Below are 15,830 nucleotides of genomic sequence, written 5' to 3' on the forward strand. Positions count from 1 at the left end.
TGTCCGGCACTGCCGATCCTGTGCCGGCTGAAAGATTCTGGTGGTCAGAACTAGGGCATCAAGGCAGCATCAAGGCAGACAGCAACAGCTGCATACGCGCTTGAAGTCGACATGCCGCCGCATTACCAATGCGGAACCGAGGGCGCGGTTGAGGCTGGCGGACACCCGGCCATTCTGCCACGAACAGGACATTCGGCCTAACCGGGCCAGGTTCGGAATCATCGCGAGCAAAACCTCGCTCGCCGCGGTGGGACACTGGTTGCCATGACCGACGCCCATACCAGCGCTACCGGGCCGTTCGGCATCTATATCCACGTCCCGTTCTGCGCAACCCGCTGCGGCTACTGCGACTTCAACACCTACACCGCCAGTGAGCTGGGCGGAGCCAGCCCCGAGGGCTGGCTGACGGCGCTGCGCACCGAGCTGGCGATGGCCGCCGCCCAGGTCGACCTGCCGGTCGACACGGTGTTCGTCGGCGGCGGCACCCCGTCGCTGCTGGGTGGCTCCGGCCTGCGGGCCGTGCTCGACGCGGTGCGGGACAATTTCCACCTCGGCCCCGGCGCCGAGGTGACGACCGAGTCCAACCCGGAGTCGACGTCGCCCGAGTTCTTCGCCGAGTTGCTGGACGCCGGCTACACGCGGGTTTCCCTCGGCATGCAGTCGACGGCGCCGCACGTGCTGGCGGCACTCGACCGCACCCACTCGGCCGGCCGCGCCCCGGCGGCGGCGCGGGAGGCGCTGGCGGCCGGGTTCGCGCACGTCAACCTCGACCTCATCTACGGGACGCCGGGGGAGTCCGACGACGATCTGCGCCGGTCCGCGGATGCGGCCATCGAGGCCGGTGTCGACCACGTCTCGGCGTACGCGCTGATCGTCGAGGACGGCACCGCGCTGGCCCGCAAGGTGCGGCGCGGCGAGATCCCGGCACCCGACGACGACGTGCTCGCGACCCGCTACGAGCTGCTGGATACGCACCTGAGCCAGGCCGGGCTGGACTGGTACGAGGTGTCGAACTGGAGCCGTCCGGGCGGCGAGTGCCGGCACAACCTCGGCTACTGGGACGGCGGCCAGTGGTGGGGCGCCGGGCCGGGTGCGCACGGTTTCGTCGGCGCCCGGCGCTGGTGGAATGTCAAGCACCCCAACGCTTATGCCGAGGCCCTCGCCGCGGGCAGACTGCCGGTCGCGGACTTCGAGGAGCTGGACGACGCCACCCGGCACGTCGAGGACGTCATGTTGCGGTTGCGGCTGCGCAGCGGTCTGCCGGTCGCCGTGCTCACCGCGGCCGAGCGGGACCGGGCCGAGGGCGCGGTGGCCGACGGCCTCGTGGCGGTCACCGACGACCGTCTGGTGCTGACGGAGTCCGGCCGGCTGCTGGCCGACGCCGTGGTGCGCACGGTCCTGGACTGAACCCAGCGGGCGGGTTCTCGCATCCCACAGCCAGTCGCTATGGTTAGGCAAACCTTAGTCTACGGGTGGAGTGGGTATTCCGATGACCGACGCAGAACCGTCGCCGCGTGCGCAGCTCAAACAGGCGAAGCTCGCGGCCGCGCAGGACCGCGCGGCGCTCAAGGAGCTGCTGGCCCCGGTGCGTGGGCGCACCGCGCTCGCGCAGTTGCTGCAGCTGATCGCGGCGGCCGCGACGGTGGTGCCGTTCATCGGCATCGTCGAGCTGGGCCGGTATCTGCTGGCGGGTGGCCCGATCGAGGCGGCCCGGGTGTGGACGATCGTCGCGGTCTTCATCGGCGGCGGCCTCGGCCTGCGCACCCTGGCCGGCGGCCTGGCGCTGACGCTCACCCACCACGCCGACGTCCAGTTGCAGGGCGAGCTGCGCCGCCGGTTGGTGACCGCGCTGGGACGGCTGCCGCTGGGCTGGTTCGATGCGACGTCCTCCGGCGAGGTGCGCAAGGCCGTCCAGCACGACGTCGGCGAGCTGCACCACCTGGTGGCCCACGCCGCGGTCGAGAAGACCGGCGCGCTCGCCACACCGGCATTCGGCCTGGCGTACTGCTGGTACCTGGACTGGCGGCTGGGGCTGCTGGCCATCGGCACCATTCCGATCTACCTCGTCGTCTACAGCGTCCTGATGCGCGGCGCGATGGCCCGCATGGCCCAGATGAACGAGGGCATCGCCCAGATCAGCGCGACCATCGTCGAGTTCATCGCCGGGGTCTCGGTCGTCAAGACCTTCGGGGAAACCGGCAAGGCGCACAAGCGATTTGCCGACGCTGCTGACGAGTTCAACGACGGCTTCGCCGGATTCGTGGGGCCCATGGTGCGGCTGCGCGCGGTGTCGTCGGTGTTCGTCGAGGCACCGGTGGTGCTGCTGGTGAACCTCGCCGGCGGGCTGTGGTTCATCCGCAGCGGCTGGGTGACGCCCATCGAGGTGCTGGGGTCGACGCTCGTCGCCGTCACCATCCCCACCGCCGTGCTGGCCGTCGGGTACTCCGCCGCCGCGAGCCGCCAGGCCGTCGCCGCGGCCGGCCGGCTGACGGCGCTGCTGACCGCCCCCGAGTTGCCGATCGACCAGAACCCGCAAGTGCCGCAAGATAATTCGGTCAGCTTCTCGGGCGTCGAATTCTCGTACGACGGCACCAACACGGTGCTGCACGACATCTCGCTCGATCTGCCCGCCGGCAGCATCACCGCGTTGGTCGGCCCGTCGGGCAGCGGCAAGTCGACGCTCGCGACGCTCGTCCCGCGCTTTCACGACGTCACCGGTGGCGAGGTGCGCATCGGCGGCGTGGACGTCCGTCAGATCGACCCCGCGGTGCTGTACCGGCACGTCGGTTTCGTCCTGCAGGACGTGCAGCTGCTGGGCATGAGCGTGGCCGACAACATCCGGCTGGGCCGCGCCGGTGCCGACGACGAGGAGGTGCGGCAGGCGGCGCGCGCCGCGCACATCCACGACCGGATCCTGGCACTGCCCAAGGGGTATGACTCGGTGGTCGGCGAGGACGCGCACTTCTCCGGTGGCGAGGCGCAGCGCATCAGCATCGCCCGCGCGCTGCTCGCCGACACCCCGATCCTCGTGCTCGACGAGGCCACGGCCTTCGCCGACCCCGACTCCGAGGCGCAGATCCAGGCCGCGCTGTCGACCCTGATCGAGGGCCGCACCGTGCTGGTGATCGCCCACCGGCTGGGGTCGATCGTCGGCGCCGACAACATCGTCGTCCTGCGGGAGGGGCGCATCGCCGAACAGGGGCGGTACGACGAATTGCTCGCTGCGGAAGGGGTTTTCGCGCGCATGTGGCAGACCTACACGGCCACCGGTGACTTGGAGGCGGCGCGATGACGATGATCAACGGGTTCCTGCGGATCCTCGGCCCCGAGCGCGGGCGGATGTACAGCTTCCTGGCCTGGGCCGTCGGTTACGGCCTGCTGCACGGTCTTTCGATGACGCTGCTGGTGCCGATCTCGCTGGCGTTGTTCGACGGTGACTTCGGTGCGGCGGGTCGCTGGCTCGTCGTCCTGGCGGTGGTGGTGCTGCTCAGCGCCGTCGCGCACTACGTGCAGGCCGCGCAGTCGATGCGGATGGCCCTGACCACGATGCGGCTGCTGCACCACCGGCTCGGCGACCACATGGTGACCCTGCCGCTGGGCTGGTTCACCCGCGAGCGGGTCGGCCAGGTATCCCAGATCGCGGTCAAGGGTACGACTTTCGTCGGCACGAGCAGCGCGCACCTGGTGACGCCGCTGGTGGTCAACACCACCAGCGCACTGACCGTCGTGGTCGGGCTGTTCGTCTTCGACTGGCGGATCGGCGTCGCGGCCCTGGCGGGTGGCGTGGTCCTGATCCTGGCCACCCGGGCGTCCGCGGCGTTGATCGCGTCGGCCGAGGCGCGCACGCATGCCGCCGAGATCGAGGTGAACTCCCGTGTCATCGAATTCGCGCGCTGCCAGCCGGTGCTGCGCGCGTTCGGGCGGACCGGGGCCGAATTCGATCCGCTGACCGGGGCGCTGGCCGAGCAAGAGCGGGTCGGCAAACGGGCGCTGTGGGCCTCGGTGGCGGGCATGATGCTGAGCGGCGTCGGCGTGCAGGCGGTGCTCGGCGGACTCATCACAGTGGGCGTCTGGCTGGCCGTCGGCGGTGCGATCAACCCGGTGACGCTGGTGGCCATCCTCGGGCTGGCGGCGCGCTTCACCTCGCCGCTGTCGGAACTGGCCGAATACGGCTCCGCGATGCGGATGGCCGGTGCCGAACTGGATCGGATCACGTCGGTGCTCGACACCCCGGCGCTCCCGGAACCGGCTGCACCGCAATCGGTCTCGATGCCCGGACAGGTCGAACTGGACGGCGTCGCCTTCAGTTATCCGGGGCGCCGCGTGCTCGAGGACGTCAGCTTCGTCGCGGCGCCGGGCACCATGACGGCGCTGGTCGGCCCGTCGGGCTCGGGCAAGACCACCATCACGCGGCTGCTGGCGCGCTTCTACGACGTCGACGCCGGCGTGGTCCGCGTCGGTGGCGTCGATGTCCGGGACCAGACCACCGCGGAGCTGATGGCCCAGCTGTCCCTGGTGTTCCAGGACGTGTACCTGTTCGACGACACGCTCTGGGAGAACGTGCGGATCGGGGCCCCGGCCGCGTCCGACGACGACATCCGGGAAGCGGCCCGCACCGCCGGCCTGCAGTCCGTCGTGGACCGGCTGCCGGCCGGTTGGCAGACGCGGGTCGGCGAGGGAGGTTCGGCGCTGTCCGGCGGTGAACGCCAGCGCGTCTCGATCGCGCGGGCATTGCTGAAAAACGCGCCGGTGGTGCTGTTCGACGAGGCCACCAGCGCGCTGGACCCCGAGAACGAACGCCACGTCGCCGCGTCCATCCGCGAACTGGCGGACCGCAGCACCGTCATCGTGATCGCGCACAAGCTGTCGACGGTCACGGCCGCCGACAACATCGTCGTGCTGTCCGATCGCGGCACGGTGGACGACATTGGCACGCATGACCAGCTGATGGCGCGCGGTGGCCGCTACGCCGACTTCTGGGCGCAGCGGACGTCGGCCAGTGGGTGGACCGTCGCGACGCGGGAGGCGAAAGCCGGCGCTGGGTCCTGAATCACAGGGGCGGGCAGTGTTTTTTGGGTGAGGTTAGGCTAAATTAACTTTCGTGACTGCTGAAGCTATAGACGCGGCGTCGGTGACGCGCATTGCTTTGCCCGCCGACGTCGTCCCGGCCGATCTGATCGCGCAACTGGCAGCCGAACTTCCGGAGCGCTCCGGCGCCGACTATGTCGGCTACGAGCACTCGGGCGAGTGGGTGCTGGCCATCGGAGTGCGCACCGCCATCGAATTCGACAGCGACGAATTGCGGATCGTCGACGCCGGCGGCGCAGTCGCCCGCCAGGCGTGGAGCGGCCGGCCCGGTGAGGTGCTGGGCGACGCCGTCGACCGGCTGCTCCTGGAGACGGACCGGCTTTTCGGTTGGGTCGCTTTCGAATTCGGCACCTACCGCTTCGGGCTGGCACAGCGACTGCCTGCGGGGACCCCGCTGGCGCGGGTCTTCAGCGCGCAGACGCAGGTGGTCGTCGCCGACGGCGAGGTGTGCGTGTCGGGCGACGGGGACGTGGTGGTCGAGACGCTGAATCGGCTGCTGCAGTCGGGTATTCCGGCGGCCGGGGCCACCCGCGCCGTCGACGTGAGCGTCGACGGCAGTGACTACCCGTCGCGGGTTGCCGCCGCCGTCGCCGAGATTGTGGCGGGCGACTACCAGAAGGTCATCCTGTCGCGCCGGTTCGAGGTGCCGTTCGCGGTCGACTTCCCGGCGACGTACCGGGTGGGCCGGGCGAACAACACCCCGGTGCGGTCATTCCTGTTGCGGCTGGGCGGAATTCGCGCGCTGGGCTTCAGTCCGGAGCTCGTCGCCGCGGTGCGGGCCGACGGCACCGTGGTCACCGAGCCGCTGGCCGGCACCCGCGCCTTCGGCCGCGGCGTGGATCACGACCGCGCTGCCCGCGCCGACCTGGAATCGAACTCGAAAGAGATTGTCGAGCATGCGATTTCGGTCCGCAGCTCGCAGGAGGAGATCGCCGAGGTGGCCAAGCCCGGCACCACGGTCGTCAGCGACTTCATGACGGTGCGGGAGCGCGGCAGCGTGCAGCACCTGGGCTCGACGGTGTCCGGCGAGCTGTCGGAACATATGAACCGGATGCATGCGCTGGAGGCGCTGTTCCCGGCGGTGACGGCCTCGGGCATTCCCAAGGCCGAGAGCGTCGACGCCATCATGCGGCTCGACGAGTCGCCGCGTGGTCTGTACTCCGGCGCGGTCGTGATGTTCAGCGCCGACGGCGGTATGGACGCCGCGTTGACGCTGCGCTCGGCCTACGAGGCCGACGGCCGGACCTGGCTGCGCGCCGGCGCCGGGATCATCGCCGAGTCGACGCCGGAACGCGAGTTCGAGGAGACCTGCGAGAAGCTGACGACGCTGGCCCCGTATCTGGTGCCCCGCGCCTGAGCTAGAAGTCCAGGCCGGCCGGGGCGTCGGCGGGCGGTTCGCCGCCGGCGTCGGTGAACGCGTGGAGCGCGCGGACCAACCCCATGCGCTCACGGGCCGGCATGACCTCGACGATCCGGGCGATCTCGGCACGGCGGCGGGCGGTCACGGTGTCCACGACGGCGCGTCCCCGGCGGGTCAGCTCCACGACGATCTCGCGGCGGGAACCGGGGTTCGGGTGCCGGTCGATCAGACCGGCCGTGACCAGGCGCTCGGTCATCCGGCCGATCGTCGAGGGCTGTACGTCGAGCTGACCGGCAAGTGTCGTCAGGTTGCTCGTGCCGTGTGCCGCCAGGATCGCCAGGACCCGCAGCTGGGGGATTGTCAGCATGTCGTCGACGACCGCAACGGAGCGGGCCGTGATGTCCAGGAGCAGGCGCGATGCGGTCACGAGAGCGTCGGCGATGGTGTCGACCGACGGCTCGGCGGCGGTTCTCGGTTGGGCGGACACCGCGGTTCCTCCTCGTGGGGTAGAGATAATTTACCAGCTCGCTAATTTTGAAGCCGTTATCAAACGGTGACCTGCGGGGTATGGTGCACCGGTGGACAAGGCCGGATTAGCTACCGCGACGCGCGCCAGGCGCCGCTGGTCGGTGGCTCTGGCGGCGCTCGTCATGCCGGCTGCGGCGTTCGTCACCGCCGGCACCGCGACCCAGGCCGTCACCACCGCCGCTGACGTGGATGTCTGCTGCGCGCAGGTGGTCCTGGCCGAGCGGGCCGCTTCCCATCCGGGTTCGCTGATCGTCGCCGAGGCCGCCGAGAGTTCGCGCGCCATGGTGCGCACCATGGCTTTGCCGGTGGGCGTCGCCGCCGAACGCGGCCTGCAGGTCGACACCATCCTCGCCGAACGCGCGGTCAGCGCGACGTTCCCGGAGATTCACACCATGACCGGGGTCCGGCCGGACGCGCTGCGCTGGCATCCCGAAGGCCTGGCGCTCGACGTGATGGTGCCCGACTACGGGTCGTCGGCAGGCAAGGCGCTCGGGGACCGCATCCTGCGGTACGTGCTGGCCAACGCGCAGAAGTTCGATCTGAACCATGTGATCTGGCGGCAGGCCATCTACTTCCCGGACGGCACCGCCCACCGGATGCCGGACTACGGCGGGCCCGACGCCAATCACTACACACACGTGCACATCTCGACCAACGGCGGCGGCTACCCCACGGGCAACGAGTCCTACGTCTTGTCCGCTTCCGGGCCGACGTTGGTCAAGGGTTCATCGACGCCGACCGTGACGTTCGTCAGCGCGCACTGAGTTCGACCCGCACTGAGTCGGGCCCCGGTGAGCGCACCGATGAAGAGCGCCAACAACATCCAGCCCGCGCTCGTGCCCAGCCCGTTCTTGGCCATCAGCAGCAGCGCCACCCCGGCCACGCAGACCAGCACACCGGCCGCGGTCGACGCGCGACCCGTCGCCCGCACGCGCGCGTCCCAACAGCGCAGCGGGTTGTGCTCGAGCGGGGACAGCAGCAGGAACATGACCGTCATCACCACGGCGAAGACCAGCGCGCGGATCGCGATGTTGCGCCAGAAGTACGGGGCCGCCGGGTCGTACGCGTCCAGGCCCACGGCATGCAGGCTGAACGTCGCGATGGCGATGGCCGCGATGTGCCACAGGTACAACGTCATCGCCCCGCTGTTGCCCACCACGATCAGGTACCAGATGCGGGGACGCCCGGCCCACCGGCGGACCGCACCGGCGCAGGCGATGAACAGACTGGACATCCAGACGCATTGCAGGGCAAGCAGCAGCGTCGGCGGGGTGACGTTCGACATCCGTTCGGTGCCGGTGACCACCAGTGACACGTCGTAGGGCCCGTACCTGGCAACCAGCACCTGGACGGCCAGGGTGCCGGCGGCGACGGCCAGCGCCGTCCTCGGTGCGATGAGCCGGTGCGCGTACGCCGCGCCGATGACCATCGGAATCAGCCAGACCACAATCAGATTCGCCGCGCCGGCTTCCAGCATGTGCGTGCTGATCCGGGCCCAGTCGCCGAGCGCCGCAGCCGCCATGAGGGCCGCGACGACCAGTGCGGCCGACCGCGCCGAGCGCAAGCGCGCCAAGGCGGGGACGAACGCCAGCACGATCAGATAGGTGCCGAGGAACCACAGCAGTGCGACGGCCTCGTTGCCCAGGGCCGCCGCGGACTCGGCACCCATGGTGAACCGCACCACGATCAGGGCGACGGTCCAGGCGCCCAGGTACCACAGCGCCGGTCGGCACAGGCGTTGCGCGCGGGTGAAAAGCCAGGTGCCCCAGGGCGTCCCGGCACGCCAGCTGTGAATGCCCGCCGTGGCTCCGGCGAAGAAGAACAACGGCATGACCTGCAACACCCAGGTGGCCGGCTGCAGGCCGGGAACGGCGCCCAGGGTGTTGCCGATGTGGATGCCGTCGGCCTTGATGGTGGCGAGCAGCATCGTGCAGTGACCGAACATCACCACCAGCAGCGCACCCAGGCGCGCCACGTCGATGCTGCGGTCGCGGTCGGGCGCGGTGCCGTCGATCACGGTGTGGAAATCGGGCAACAGTCTCGGCATGAGCTGATGATGCCCGAGCGCCGGGCGGCGCGGATGAGTGTGACTACTCAGACCCGCCGGCGACCACCGCGACGTCGGCGGCACCGTCGTGCTGCCCGACGAACCGGCGAATGCGGGCCACCGCGAACACGATGCACAGCACCACGAGCGTGGGGCCGGTCGCGACGATGACGAACTGCGAGATGTCGACCGGGTAGTTGAAGATCATGTACAGCGCGAAGACGGGATAGAAACCGCACAGGAGCCCGAGCCCGACGCACAGCTGCGTGTGCAGCCGGTGCCAGTCCTGGATGCTCTGCTCGGTCCAGCCGCGTTCGGGCAGCGCCGGCTCGGCGAGCGCGGGGGAGATGACGCCGGCCATCTTCTTCGAATTCGGTTTGCGCAGTAGCCCGCTGATGGCGAAGGACCACACCAGCAGCGACATGGGGACGAGTTCGAGGGCCTGCACGATGCGCGGGTTCCTGGTGGTGAGCGCGATGATCAGCGAGCACGCGGCGCCGACGATCACCACGACGTTCGCGGGCTCGACCTTGCGCTTGCGCACCATGGTCAGCGCGCCCTGCGCGGCGGCGGTGATGATGGCCCCGACCAGCGCGAGGTACGGCTCGAAGTCGAACACGCGCAGCACGTAGTACGCGATCAGCGGTGGAATGGTGTTGATCGCCGTGTTGACGATGTACTCGCGCAGGGTCTTCGGGGTATCGGACATGGAAGCTGGCTCCTAGCGGGGGTCGGTTTATCCCGCGAGCAGACGTAAAACTGTCGATATCTGGCGAAATTCGACAGTTTTGAGTCTGCTCGCGAGGGATTTCATGGTCAGGCGGATGTGGCGGCCGCGATGGCCCGGCTGATGGCCTTCTTGTCGACCTTGCCGACAGCAGTCACCGGCAGCGATGGCTGTGCGATCAGGGTGTCGGGCCGGCTGTGTACCGCAACGCCGCGGTCGTCGAGGTAGCTGTTGAGGTTGCTGAGGCTGACGGCAGGACCGCTGAATACGACCACCGCGCATATCTTTTCGCCCAGATAGGGGTCCGGCAGCGGGACCGCGGCCGCGGCCCGGATCGACGGGTGCGTGAGCAGGTGTTCCTCGAGATCGAGCGCCGAGATCGTCTCCCCGCCCCGGTGGATGACGTCCTTGATGCGTCCGGTGACCTCGAGGTAGCCGTCGGCCCGGCGGCGCACCCGATCCCCGCTGCGGTAGAAGCCATCCGGGCTGAATGACCGCTCGTTGTCGGACGGGGCCCGGTAGTAGCCGTTCAGGGTGTACGGCCCACGCACCAGCAGCTCACCCTCGCCGCCGACCGGCACGTCGGCGCCCTCGTCGTCGACGATGCGCAACTCGTCGTCCGGGCACAGCGGTGCCCCTTGGGTGTGGTCCAGCAGTTCGGGATCATCGCCGGGACGGGTGTAGTTGATCAGCCCCTCGGCCATGCCGAAAACCTGTTGCAGGCCGGGGGTCAGCGCGGCGCGCGCGGCCGCCGCGTCCGGTGCGGACAGTTTGGCGCCGCCGACCTGGAGCAGTCGCAAGGTGGTGGGGCGCTGCGGTTCCCAATCGCAGGCCTGCGTCCACAGGGTGGCCAGGGCGGGCACCAGAGCGCAGACGGTGACGCGGTGCCGGGCGATGGTGGCGAACGCGGACTCCGGGCTGGGATCGGTGGTGAAGACCGTGGTGGCGCCGACGGACATGGCGCCCAGCATCCCCGGGCACGACAGCGGGAAGTTGTGCGCAGCCGGCAGCACCGTCAGATACACGTCGTCACCGGTCATTTCGCACACCGCGGCGCTGGCGGTGGCGTTGTAGTAGTAGTCGTCGTGGGTGCGGGGGATCAGCTTCGGCGCCCCGGTGGTGCCGCCGGAGACCAGCAGCAGGGCGGGTTCCGCGGTGTCGATCGTCGGCGCGGCTGCCGCCGCGTGGCCGAAAAGGGAAGTCCAGCTGGTGAATTCGCCGGCATCGCCGCTGACGACCACGTGCCGCAGGCGCGGGTGCTCGGCAACCAGCTCGCGCGCCATGTCGCGATAGTCGAAGCCGCCGAACCGGTCGGCGATGACGAGCGCGACGGCGCCGCTGACCGTGGCGAAATGACCGAGTTCGGCGCGCCGATGAGCGGGCAGGCACATGACGGGCACCGCACCCGCGCGCAGCAGTCCGAACAGGGCGATGGCGAAGTCGGTGGTGTTGGGCATTTGCAGCAGTACGCGGTCGCCGGTTTCGATGCCGAGAGCGGCGAAGCCGGCGGCGGCTTCGGCGGCCAGCCGATCGAGTTCGGCAAACGTGTGTGACGCGGATGAGTCGACGACGGCGACGCGGTCCGGCCACTGTCGCGCGGCGTCGGACAACAAGCTGTCCAGCGGTTTGCCTGCCCAATAGCCCGCCTCGCGGTAACGCTCTGCGCGATCGTGCGGAAACGGAACGAATCCATTCAGCAAATGCTGGTCGGCCTCGGTGGAGACAGTGGTGCGCGTCACGGCGGATCCCTCGGGGTAGGCATGGAGGTAGCGGCAATATAGGGTAGCCTAATCAAAATTAGGACAGCCTGTCTTTAACGTGTTCGGGAGGGTTTTGTGGGCGTCGTGGCAGTGAATTCGCAGGCCATCCGCGAGGAGGTTGCCGAACTGCTGGGTGCCCGTGCCGACACCCTCGACCCGGGCGCCGACCTGATCAGCCAGGGCCTGGATTCCATCCGCATGATGTCCCTCGCCGGACGCTGGCGGAAGCAGGGCATCGACATCGACTTCGCCGCACTGGCCGCCGAGCCGACCATCGCGGCCTGGTCCGAACTGCTGTCGGCGGCGGGCGGCCTGCAGCGCGCCGAAACTTCGGCACCGCAGGATGATTCGGAACATGACCAGCCGTTCGGCCTGGCCCCGATGCAGCACGCCATGTGGATCGGCCGGGAAGACGACCAGCAATTGGGTGGCGTCGCCGGGCACCTCTATGTCGAATTCGACGGCCACGGCGTCGATGCCGGGCGACTGACCGCCGCCGCAACGGCTTTGGCGGCACGGCACCCCATGCTGCGCGTGCAGTTCCTCGCCGACGGCACGCAGCGCATCAAGGCGCTCGACGGCGACTTCCCGGTGACGGTCACCGACCTGCGGGACCTGCCGGCGGACCAGATTGCCGAGCAGCTGGCCGCGACCCAGCGCCGCAAGGCGCATCAGCAGTTGACCGACCAGGTCTTCGAACTGACCCTGACCCTGCTCCCGGACGGCAAGACCCGCCTGCACGTCGACCTGGACATGCAGGCCGCCGACGCCATGAGCTACCGCACCCTGATGACCGATCTCGCGGCCCTGTACCGCGGTGTCGAGCTGGCTCCGCTGGCCTACACGTACCGCGAATACCGCGTGGCCACAACGCAATCGGCGCAAGAACCCAATCCCCGCGCCGACGCGGATCGGCAGTGGTGGGGCGAGCGGCTCCCGGAACTGCCCGACCCGCCACGCCTGCCGCTGGTTCCGGTTGCCGAGCAGAACGACCCGCGGCACACCACGCGGCGCTGGCACTGGCTGGCCCCCGACGTGCGGGACGCGCTGTATGCCGCGGCCCGCCGGCGCGGCATCACGCCCGCGATGGCCCTGGCCGCGTCCTTCTCCGATGCCCTGGCCTGCTGGTCGGCCGGACAGCGCTTCCTGCTGAACGTGCCGCTGTTCGGGCGCGATCAGCGGCACGCCGACGTCGACCGCCTGGTGGGTGACTTCACGTCGTCGCTGCTGCTGGACGTCGACCTGACCGACGCGGCCACCGCGACGGCGCGCTGCGGCGTGCTGCAGGATGCATTCCGCAGCGCCGCAGCGCATTCCGAGTACTCCGGGCTCGAGGTGCTGCGCGACCTGAGCCGGCACCGCGGCACCCAGGTGCTGGCACCCGTCGTCTTCACCAGCGCCCTCGGCCTCGGCGAACTGTTCGGCTCGGCCGTGCTCGAGACGTTCGGCACGCCCGGGTGGATCAATTCGCAAGGGCCGCAGGTGATGCTGGACGCCCAGGTTACCGAGTTCAACGGCGGCGTGCTGGTCAACTGGGATGTGCGCGAGGACGCGTTCCCCGACGGCGTCATCGACGCCATGTTCGCCCGGCACATCGCCGAGCTCGAACGGCTGGCCGGCGACGACGCCGCATGGGAGGCACCCACCCCGGAGCCCTTGTCGGCGGCGCAGCGCGCGGTCCGTGACGCGGCCAACAGCCGCACCGCGGCGCCCAGCGGCGCGGCGCTGCACACCGGCTTCTTCGCCTCGGCAGCAGCCCGCCCCGACGCCATCGCCATGATCGGCGAGTCTCGGCAGTGGACGTATGCCGAACTGGCCGAGGAGGTTTCGGCCGTCGCGTCCGCGCTGCAGATCGCCGGTATCGTGCCGGGGGACACCGTGGCCGTCCTCGGACCCAAGGGCGCCGAACAGATCATCGCGCTGCTGGCCATCCTCGCCGCCGGCGCGGTCTACCTGCCGATCGGCGTGGACCAGCCCGCCGACCGCACCGAGAAGATCCTGGCCACCGGCGGCGTCCGCATGGCGCTCTACTGCGGTGACCTGGCACCGTCCTGGAAACCGTCGCTCACCGTGACGGAGGCATTGCGGATCGGCCGTCGCGCCGAGGGCCCGTTCGTCCCGGCCGCCACCGATCCGCACGAACTGGCCTACGTGCTGTTCACCTCCGGCTCCACCGGCGAGCCCAAGGGCGTCGAGGTCACCCACGACGCGGCGATGAACACCGCGGAATTCCTGTACGGGCACTTCGACATCGGACCGGCCGACCGCTGCCTCGCGCTGGCCACCCTCGAGTGCGACCTGTCGGTGCTCGACATGTTCGCCACGCTCGCGACGGGCGGCAGCATCGTCGTCGTCGACGAGCCGTACCGGCGCGACCCGGACCGCTGGGCCGCCCTCATCGCCCAGCACGGCGTGACGGTGCTCAACTTCCTGCCGGGCTGGCTGGAGATGCTCGTGGAGGTCGGTGCGGGGCGTCTGGACACCGTCCGGGTGGTGCTCACCGGCGGCGACTGGGTCCGGACCGCCATGGTCCGGCACCTGCAGGCGCAGGCGCCCGGTGTCCGCGTCGCGGGCCTCGGCGGAGCCACCGAAACCGCCATTCACGCAACGATTTTCGAGGCCGGCGAGTTGCCGGACACCTGGTCGGCGGTGCCCTACGGTGTGCCGTTCACCAACAACGCGTGCCGCGTGGTCAACGAGTCGGGCCAGGACTGCCCCGACTGGGTGGCCGGCGAACTGTGGTTCACCGGACGCGGCATCGCCTCGGGCTACCGCGGCCGGGCCGATCTGACCGCCGACCGCTTCGTGCGCTACGCGGGCCGAACCTGGTACCGCTCCGGCGATCTGGCGCGCTACCGGCCGGACGGCATCCTGGAGTTCGTCGGGCGTGCCGACCACCGCGTGAAGATCAGCGGCTACCGCATCGAGCTCGGTGACGTCGAGGCCGCACTGCAGCGGGTTCCGGGCGTGCGTGCCGCGGTGGCCGGCGTGGTCTCCGGCGGGGAGCGTGGACATGACGTGCTGGCGGCCCTGGTCTCGGTCGACGACGCGGAGCTGACCGCCGAGCGCATCTCCGCGGCCGTTGCCGAACTCGTACCGCCGCACATGATCCCGCGGCAGCTGCAGGTGGTTGCGGCGATTCCGTTCACCGTCGGTGGCAAGACCGACCGCCGGGCTGCGGCCGGTCAGCTCGCGGCACTGGTTCAGGCGGCCGACGGCGCCGGACGGGCGCAACCGGAGACCATGCTGGAGCGCGCCCTGGTGGCGATCGTCTCCGAGCTGGTCGCGGTCGATGCGGGTGTCGAGGACGACTTCTTCGAGCTCGGTGGTGATTCGGTTCTGGCGACCGCCACCGTGGCGCGGATCCGCAAGTGGCTGGACACCCCGACCGTGGGCGTGCCGGACATCTTCGCCGCCCGGACGGTGCGGGCGCTGGCGCAGCGGCTGACCGGCCGCGAGAACGGCAGCGACCGACTGGAAATGGTCGCCGAGCTCTACCTGGAGATTGCCGAGATGAACCACGACGACGTGCTCACCGCGCTGGATCCGGCGGCCGTCTCATGACCGACGTGCATACCGCCTCCGCGACCGAGCCGAAAAGCGCCTTCGCGCCCTGGATCAAGCACTACCCGGGCTCCGGCGACGCCGGGGCGGTCGTGATCTTCCCGCATGCCGGCGGGGCCGCGGTCGCCTACCGGGACCTGGCCACCGCCTTGTCGGGCAAGGGGATCGACGCGTATGTCGTCCAGTACCCGCGCCGCGCCGACCGGCTGGCGCATCCGGCGCACCCGACCGTCGAGCAGCTGGCCGCCGACCTGTACGCCGCGGGCGACTGGTCGGGCCTCGGCCCGCTGCGACTCGTCGGGCACTGCATGGGTGCCGTGGTGGCCTTCGAATTCGCGCGCGTGGCAGAACAGAGTGGGGCCACCGTGCACAGCCTGTGGGCATCGGCCGGCCAGGCGCCGTGCGATGTGGTCGACGCGCCGCCGCTGCCGACCGGCCCGCGCGAAATGCTCGCCGAGATGGTCGATCTCGGCGGTACCGACCCCCGGCTGCTCGCCGACGTGGATTTCGTGGAAATGCTGCTGATGGCGGTGGGGGCCGACTACGAAGCCCTCAACCGCTACGTGGGTGGCGGCCGCATCGCCGCCGATATCCATGCTCTCGGCGGACGCGACGACCACCGCATCGACCGGGACATGCTGCGTCGCTGGGAGAACCACACGTCGGGCGCTTTCACGCTGGCCGAGTTCGATGGCGGCCACTTCTACCTCAATGACCAGCTGGACGCGATCGCGGAAGTGATCAGTGCGCGCTGAA

The 15,830-nt window shown here is 69.9% G+C and carries 12 protein-coding genes; 7 read left to right on the plus strand and 5 right to left on the minus strand.

Annotation, left to right across the window (positions count from 1 at the left end; all coding sequences use genetic code 11):
• Window positions 1-69: 69 nt before the first annotated feature.
• Window positions 70-279 (minus strand): Ms4527A family Cys-rich leader peptide, encoded by a 210-nt coding sequence (locus ACJH6J_RS12865; RefSeq protein ID WP_406804039.1) that lies wholly within the window; start codon window positions 277-279, stop codon window positions 70-72.
• Between ACJH6J_RS12865 and hemW the strand changes: the two genes are divergently transcribed.
• From hemW to ACJH6J_RS12885, 4 genes are all read left to right on the plus strand, one after another.
• Window positions 265-1,407, plus strand: coding sequence for a radical SAM family heme chaperone HemW (gene hemW, locus ACJH6J_RS12870; protein ID WP_346414400.1), 1,143 nt, complete (start codon window positions 265-267; stop codon window positions 1,405-1,407). The two genes, ACJH6J_RS12865 and hemW, sit on opposite strands and share 15 nt — an antisense overlap.
• Before the next feature lie 82 nt (window positions 1,408-1,489).
• Complete coding sequence (locus ACJH6J_RS12875) at window positions 1,490-3,292, plus strand: ABC transporter ATP-binding protein (protein WP_346414401.1); 1,803 nt, start codon at window positions 1,490-1,492, stop codon at window positions 3,290-3,292.
• 2 nt (window positions 3,293-3,294) lie between these two features.
• A complete protein-coding gene (locus ACJH6J_RS12880) occupies window positions 3,295-5,049 on the plus strand; it encodes an ABC transporter ATP-binding protein (protein WP_346414479.1) in 1,755 nt (584 codons plus the stop codon).
• Window positions 5,050-5,101: 52 nt separating this feature from the next.
• A complete protein-coding gene (locus ACJH6J_RS12885) occupies window positions 5,102-6,445 on the plus strand; it encodes a salicylate synthase (RefSeq protein ID WP_318985323.1) in 1,344 nt (447 codons plus the stop codon).
• 1 nt (window position 6,446) lies between these two features.
• Here the strand turns inward: ACJH6J_RS12885 and ACJH6J_RS12890 are convergent, their stop codons facing one another.
• Window positions 6,447-6,935 (minus strand): MarR family transcriptional regulator, encoded by a 489-nt coding sequence (locus tag ACJH6J_RS12890; protein WP_318985322.1) that lies wholly within the window; start codon window positions 6,933-6,935, stop codon window positions 6,447-6,449.
• Window positions 6,936-7,026: 91 nt separating this feature from the next.
• Here ACJH6J_RS12890 and ACJH6J_RS12895 point away from each other — a divergent pair, with 91 nt between their 5' ends.
• Complete coding sequence (locus ACJH6J_RS12895) at window positions 7,027-7,740, plus strand: hypothetical protein (RefSeq protein WP_244872614.1); 714 nt, start codon at window positions 7,027-7,029, stop codon at window positions 7,738-7,740.
• On the opposite strand, the gene ACJH6J_RS12900 is transcribed toward ACJH6J_RS12895, so the two are convergent.
• From ACJH6J_RS12900 to ACJH6J_RS12910, 3 genes are all read right to left on the minus strand, one after another.
• Window positions 7,662-9,023 carry an acyltransferase gene (locus tag ACJH6J_RS12900; protein WP_346414402.1) on the minus strand — a complete coding sequence of 454 codons (1,362 nt, stop codon included), beginning with the start codon at window positions 9,021-9,023 and terminating at the stop codon, window positions 7,662-7,664. The two genes, ACJH6J_RS12895 and ACJH6J_RS12900, sit on opposite strands and share 79 nt — an antisense overlap.
• A 43-nt stretch (window positions 9,024-9,066) precedes the next feature.
• Window positions 9,067-9,732 carry a VC0807 family protein gene (locus tag ACJH6J_RS12905; RefSeq protein ID WP_318985320.1) on the minus strand — a complete coding sequence of 222 codons (666 nt, stop codon included), beginning with the start codon at window positions 9,730-9,732 and terminating at the stop codon, window positions 9,067-9,069.
• A 107-nt stretch (window positions 9,733-9,839) separates the two neighbouring features.
• Window positions 9,840-11,489 (minus strand): AMP-binding protein, encoded by a 1,650-nt coding sequence (locus ACJH6J_RS12910; RefSeq protein WP_318985319.1) that lies wholly within the window; start codon window positions 11,487-11,489, stop codon window positions 9,840-9,842.
• A gap of 105 nt (window positions 11,490-11,594) precedes the next feature.
• Here ACJH6J_RS12910 and ACJH6J_RS12915 point away from each other — a divergent pair, with 105 nt between their 5' ends.
• Entirely contained in the window at window positions 11,595-15,074 is a 3,480-nt protein-coding gene (locus ACJH6J_RS12915; RefSeq protein ID WP_318985318.1) for an amino acid adenylation domain-containing protein, read from the plus strand.
• Window positions 15,071-15,829 (plus strand): thioesterase domain-containing protein, encoded by a 759-nt coding sequence (locus ACJH6J_RS12920; RefSeq protein WP_318985317.1) that lies wholly within the window; start codon window positions 15,071-15,073, stop codon window positions 15,827-15,829. The genes ACJH6J_RS12915 and ACJH6J_RS12920 overlap by 4 nt, the downstream gene beginning before the upstream one ends.
• Window position 15,830: the final 1 nt, after the last annotated feature.

The organism is Mycobacterium sp. SMC-18 (genome assembly GCF_045310895.1).
Classification (GTDB): Bacteria; Actinomycetota; Actinomycetes; order Mycobacteriales; family Mycobacteriaceae; genus Mycobacterium.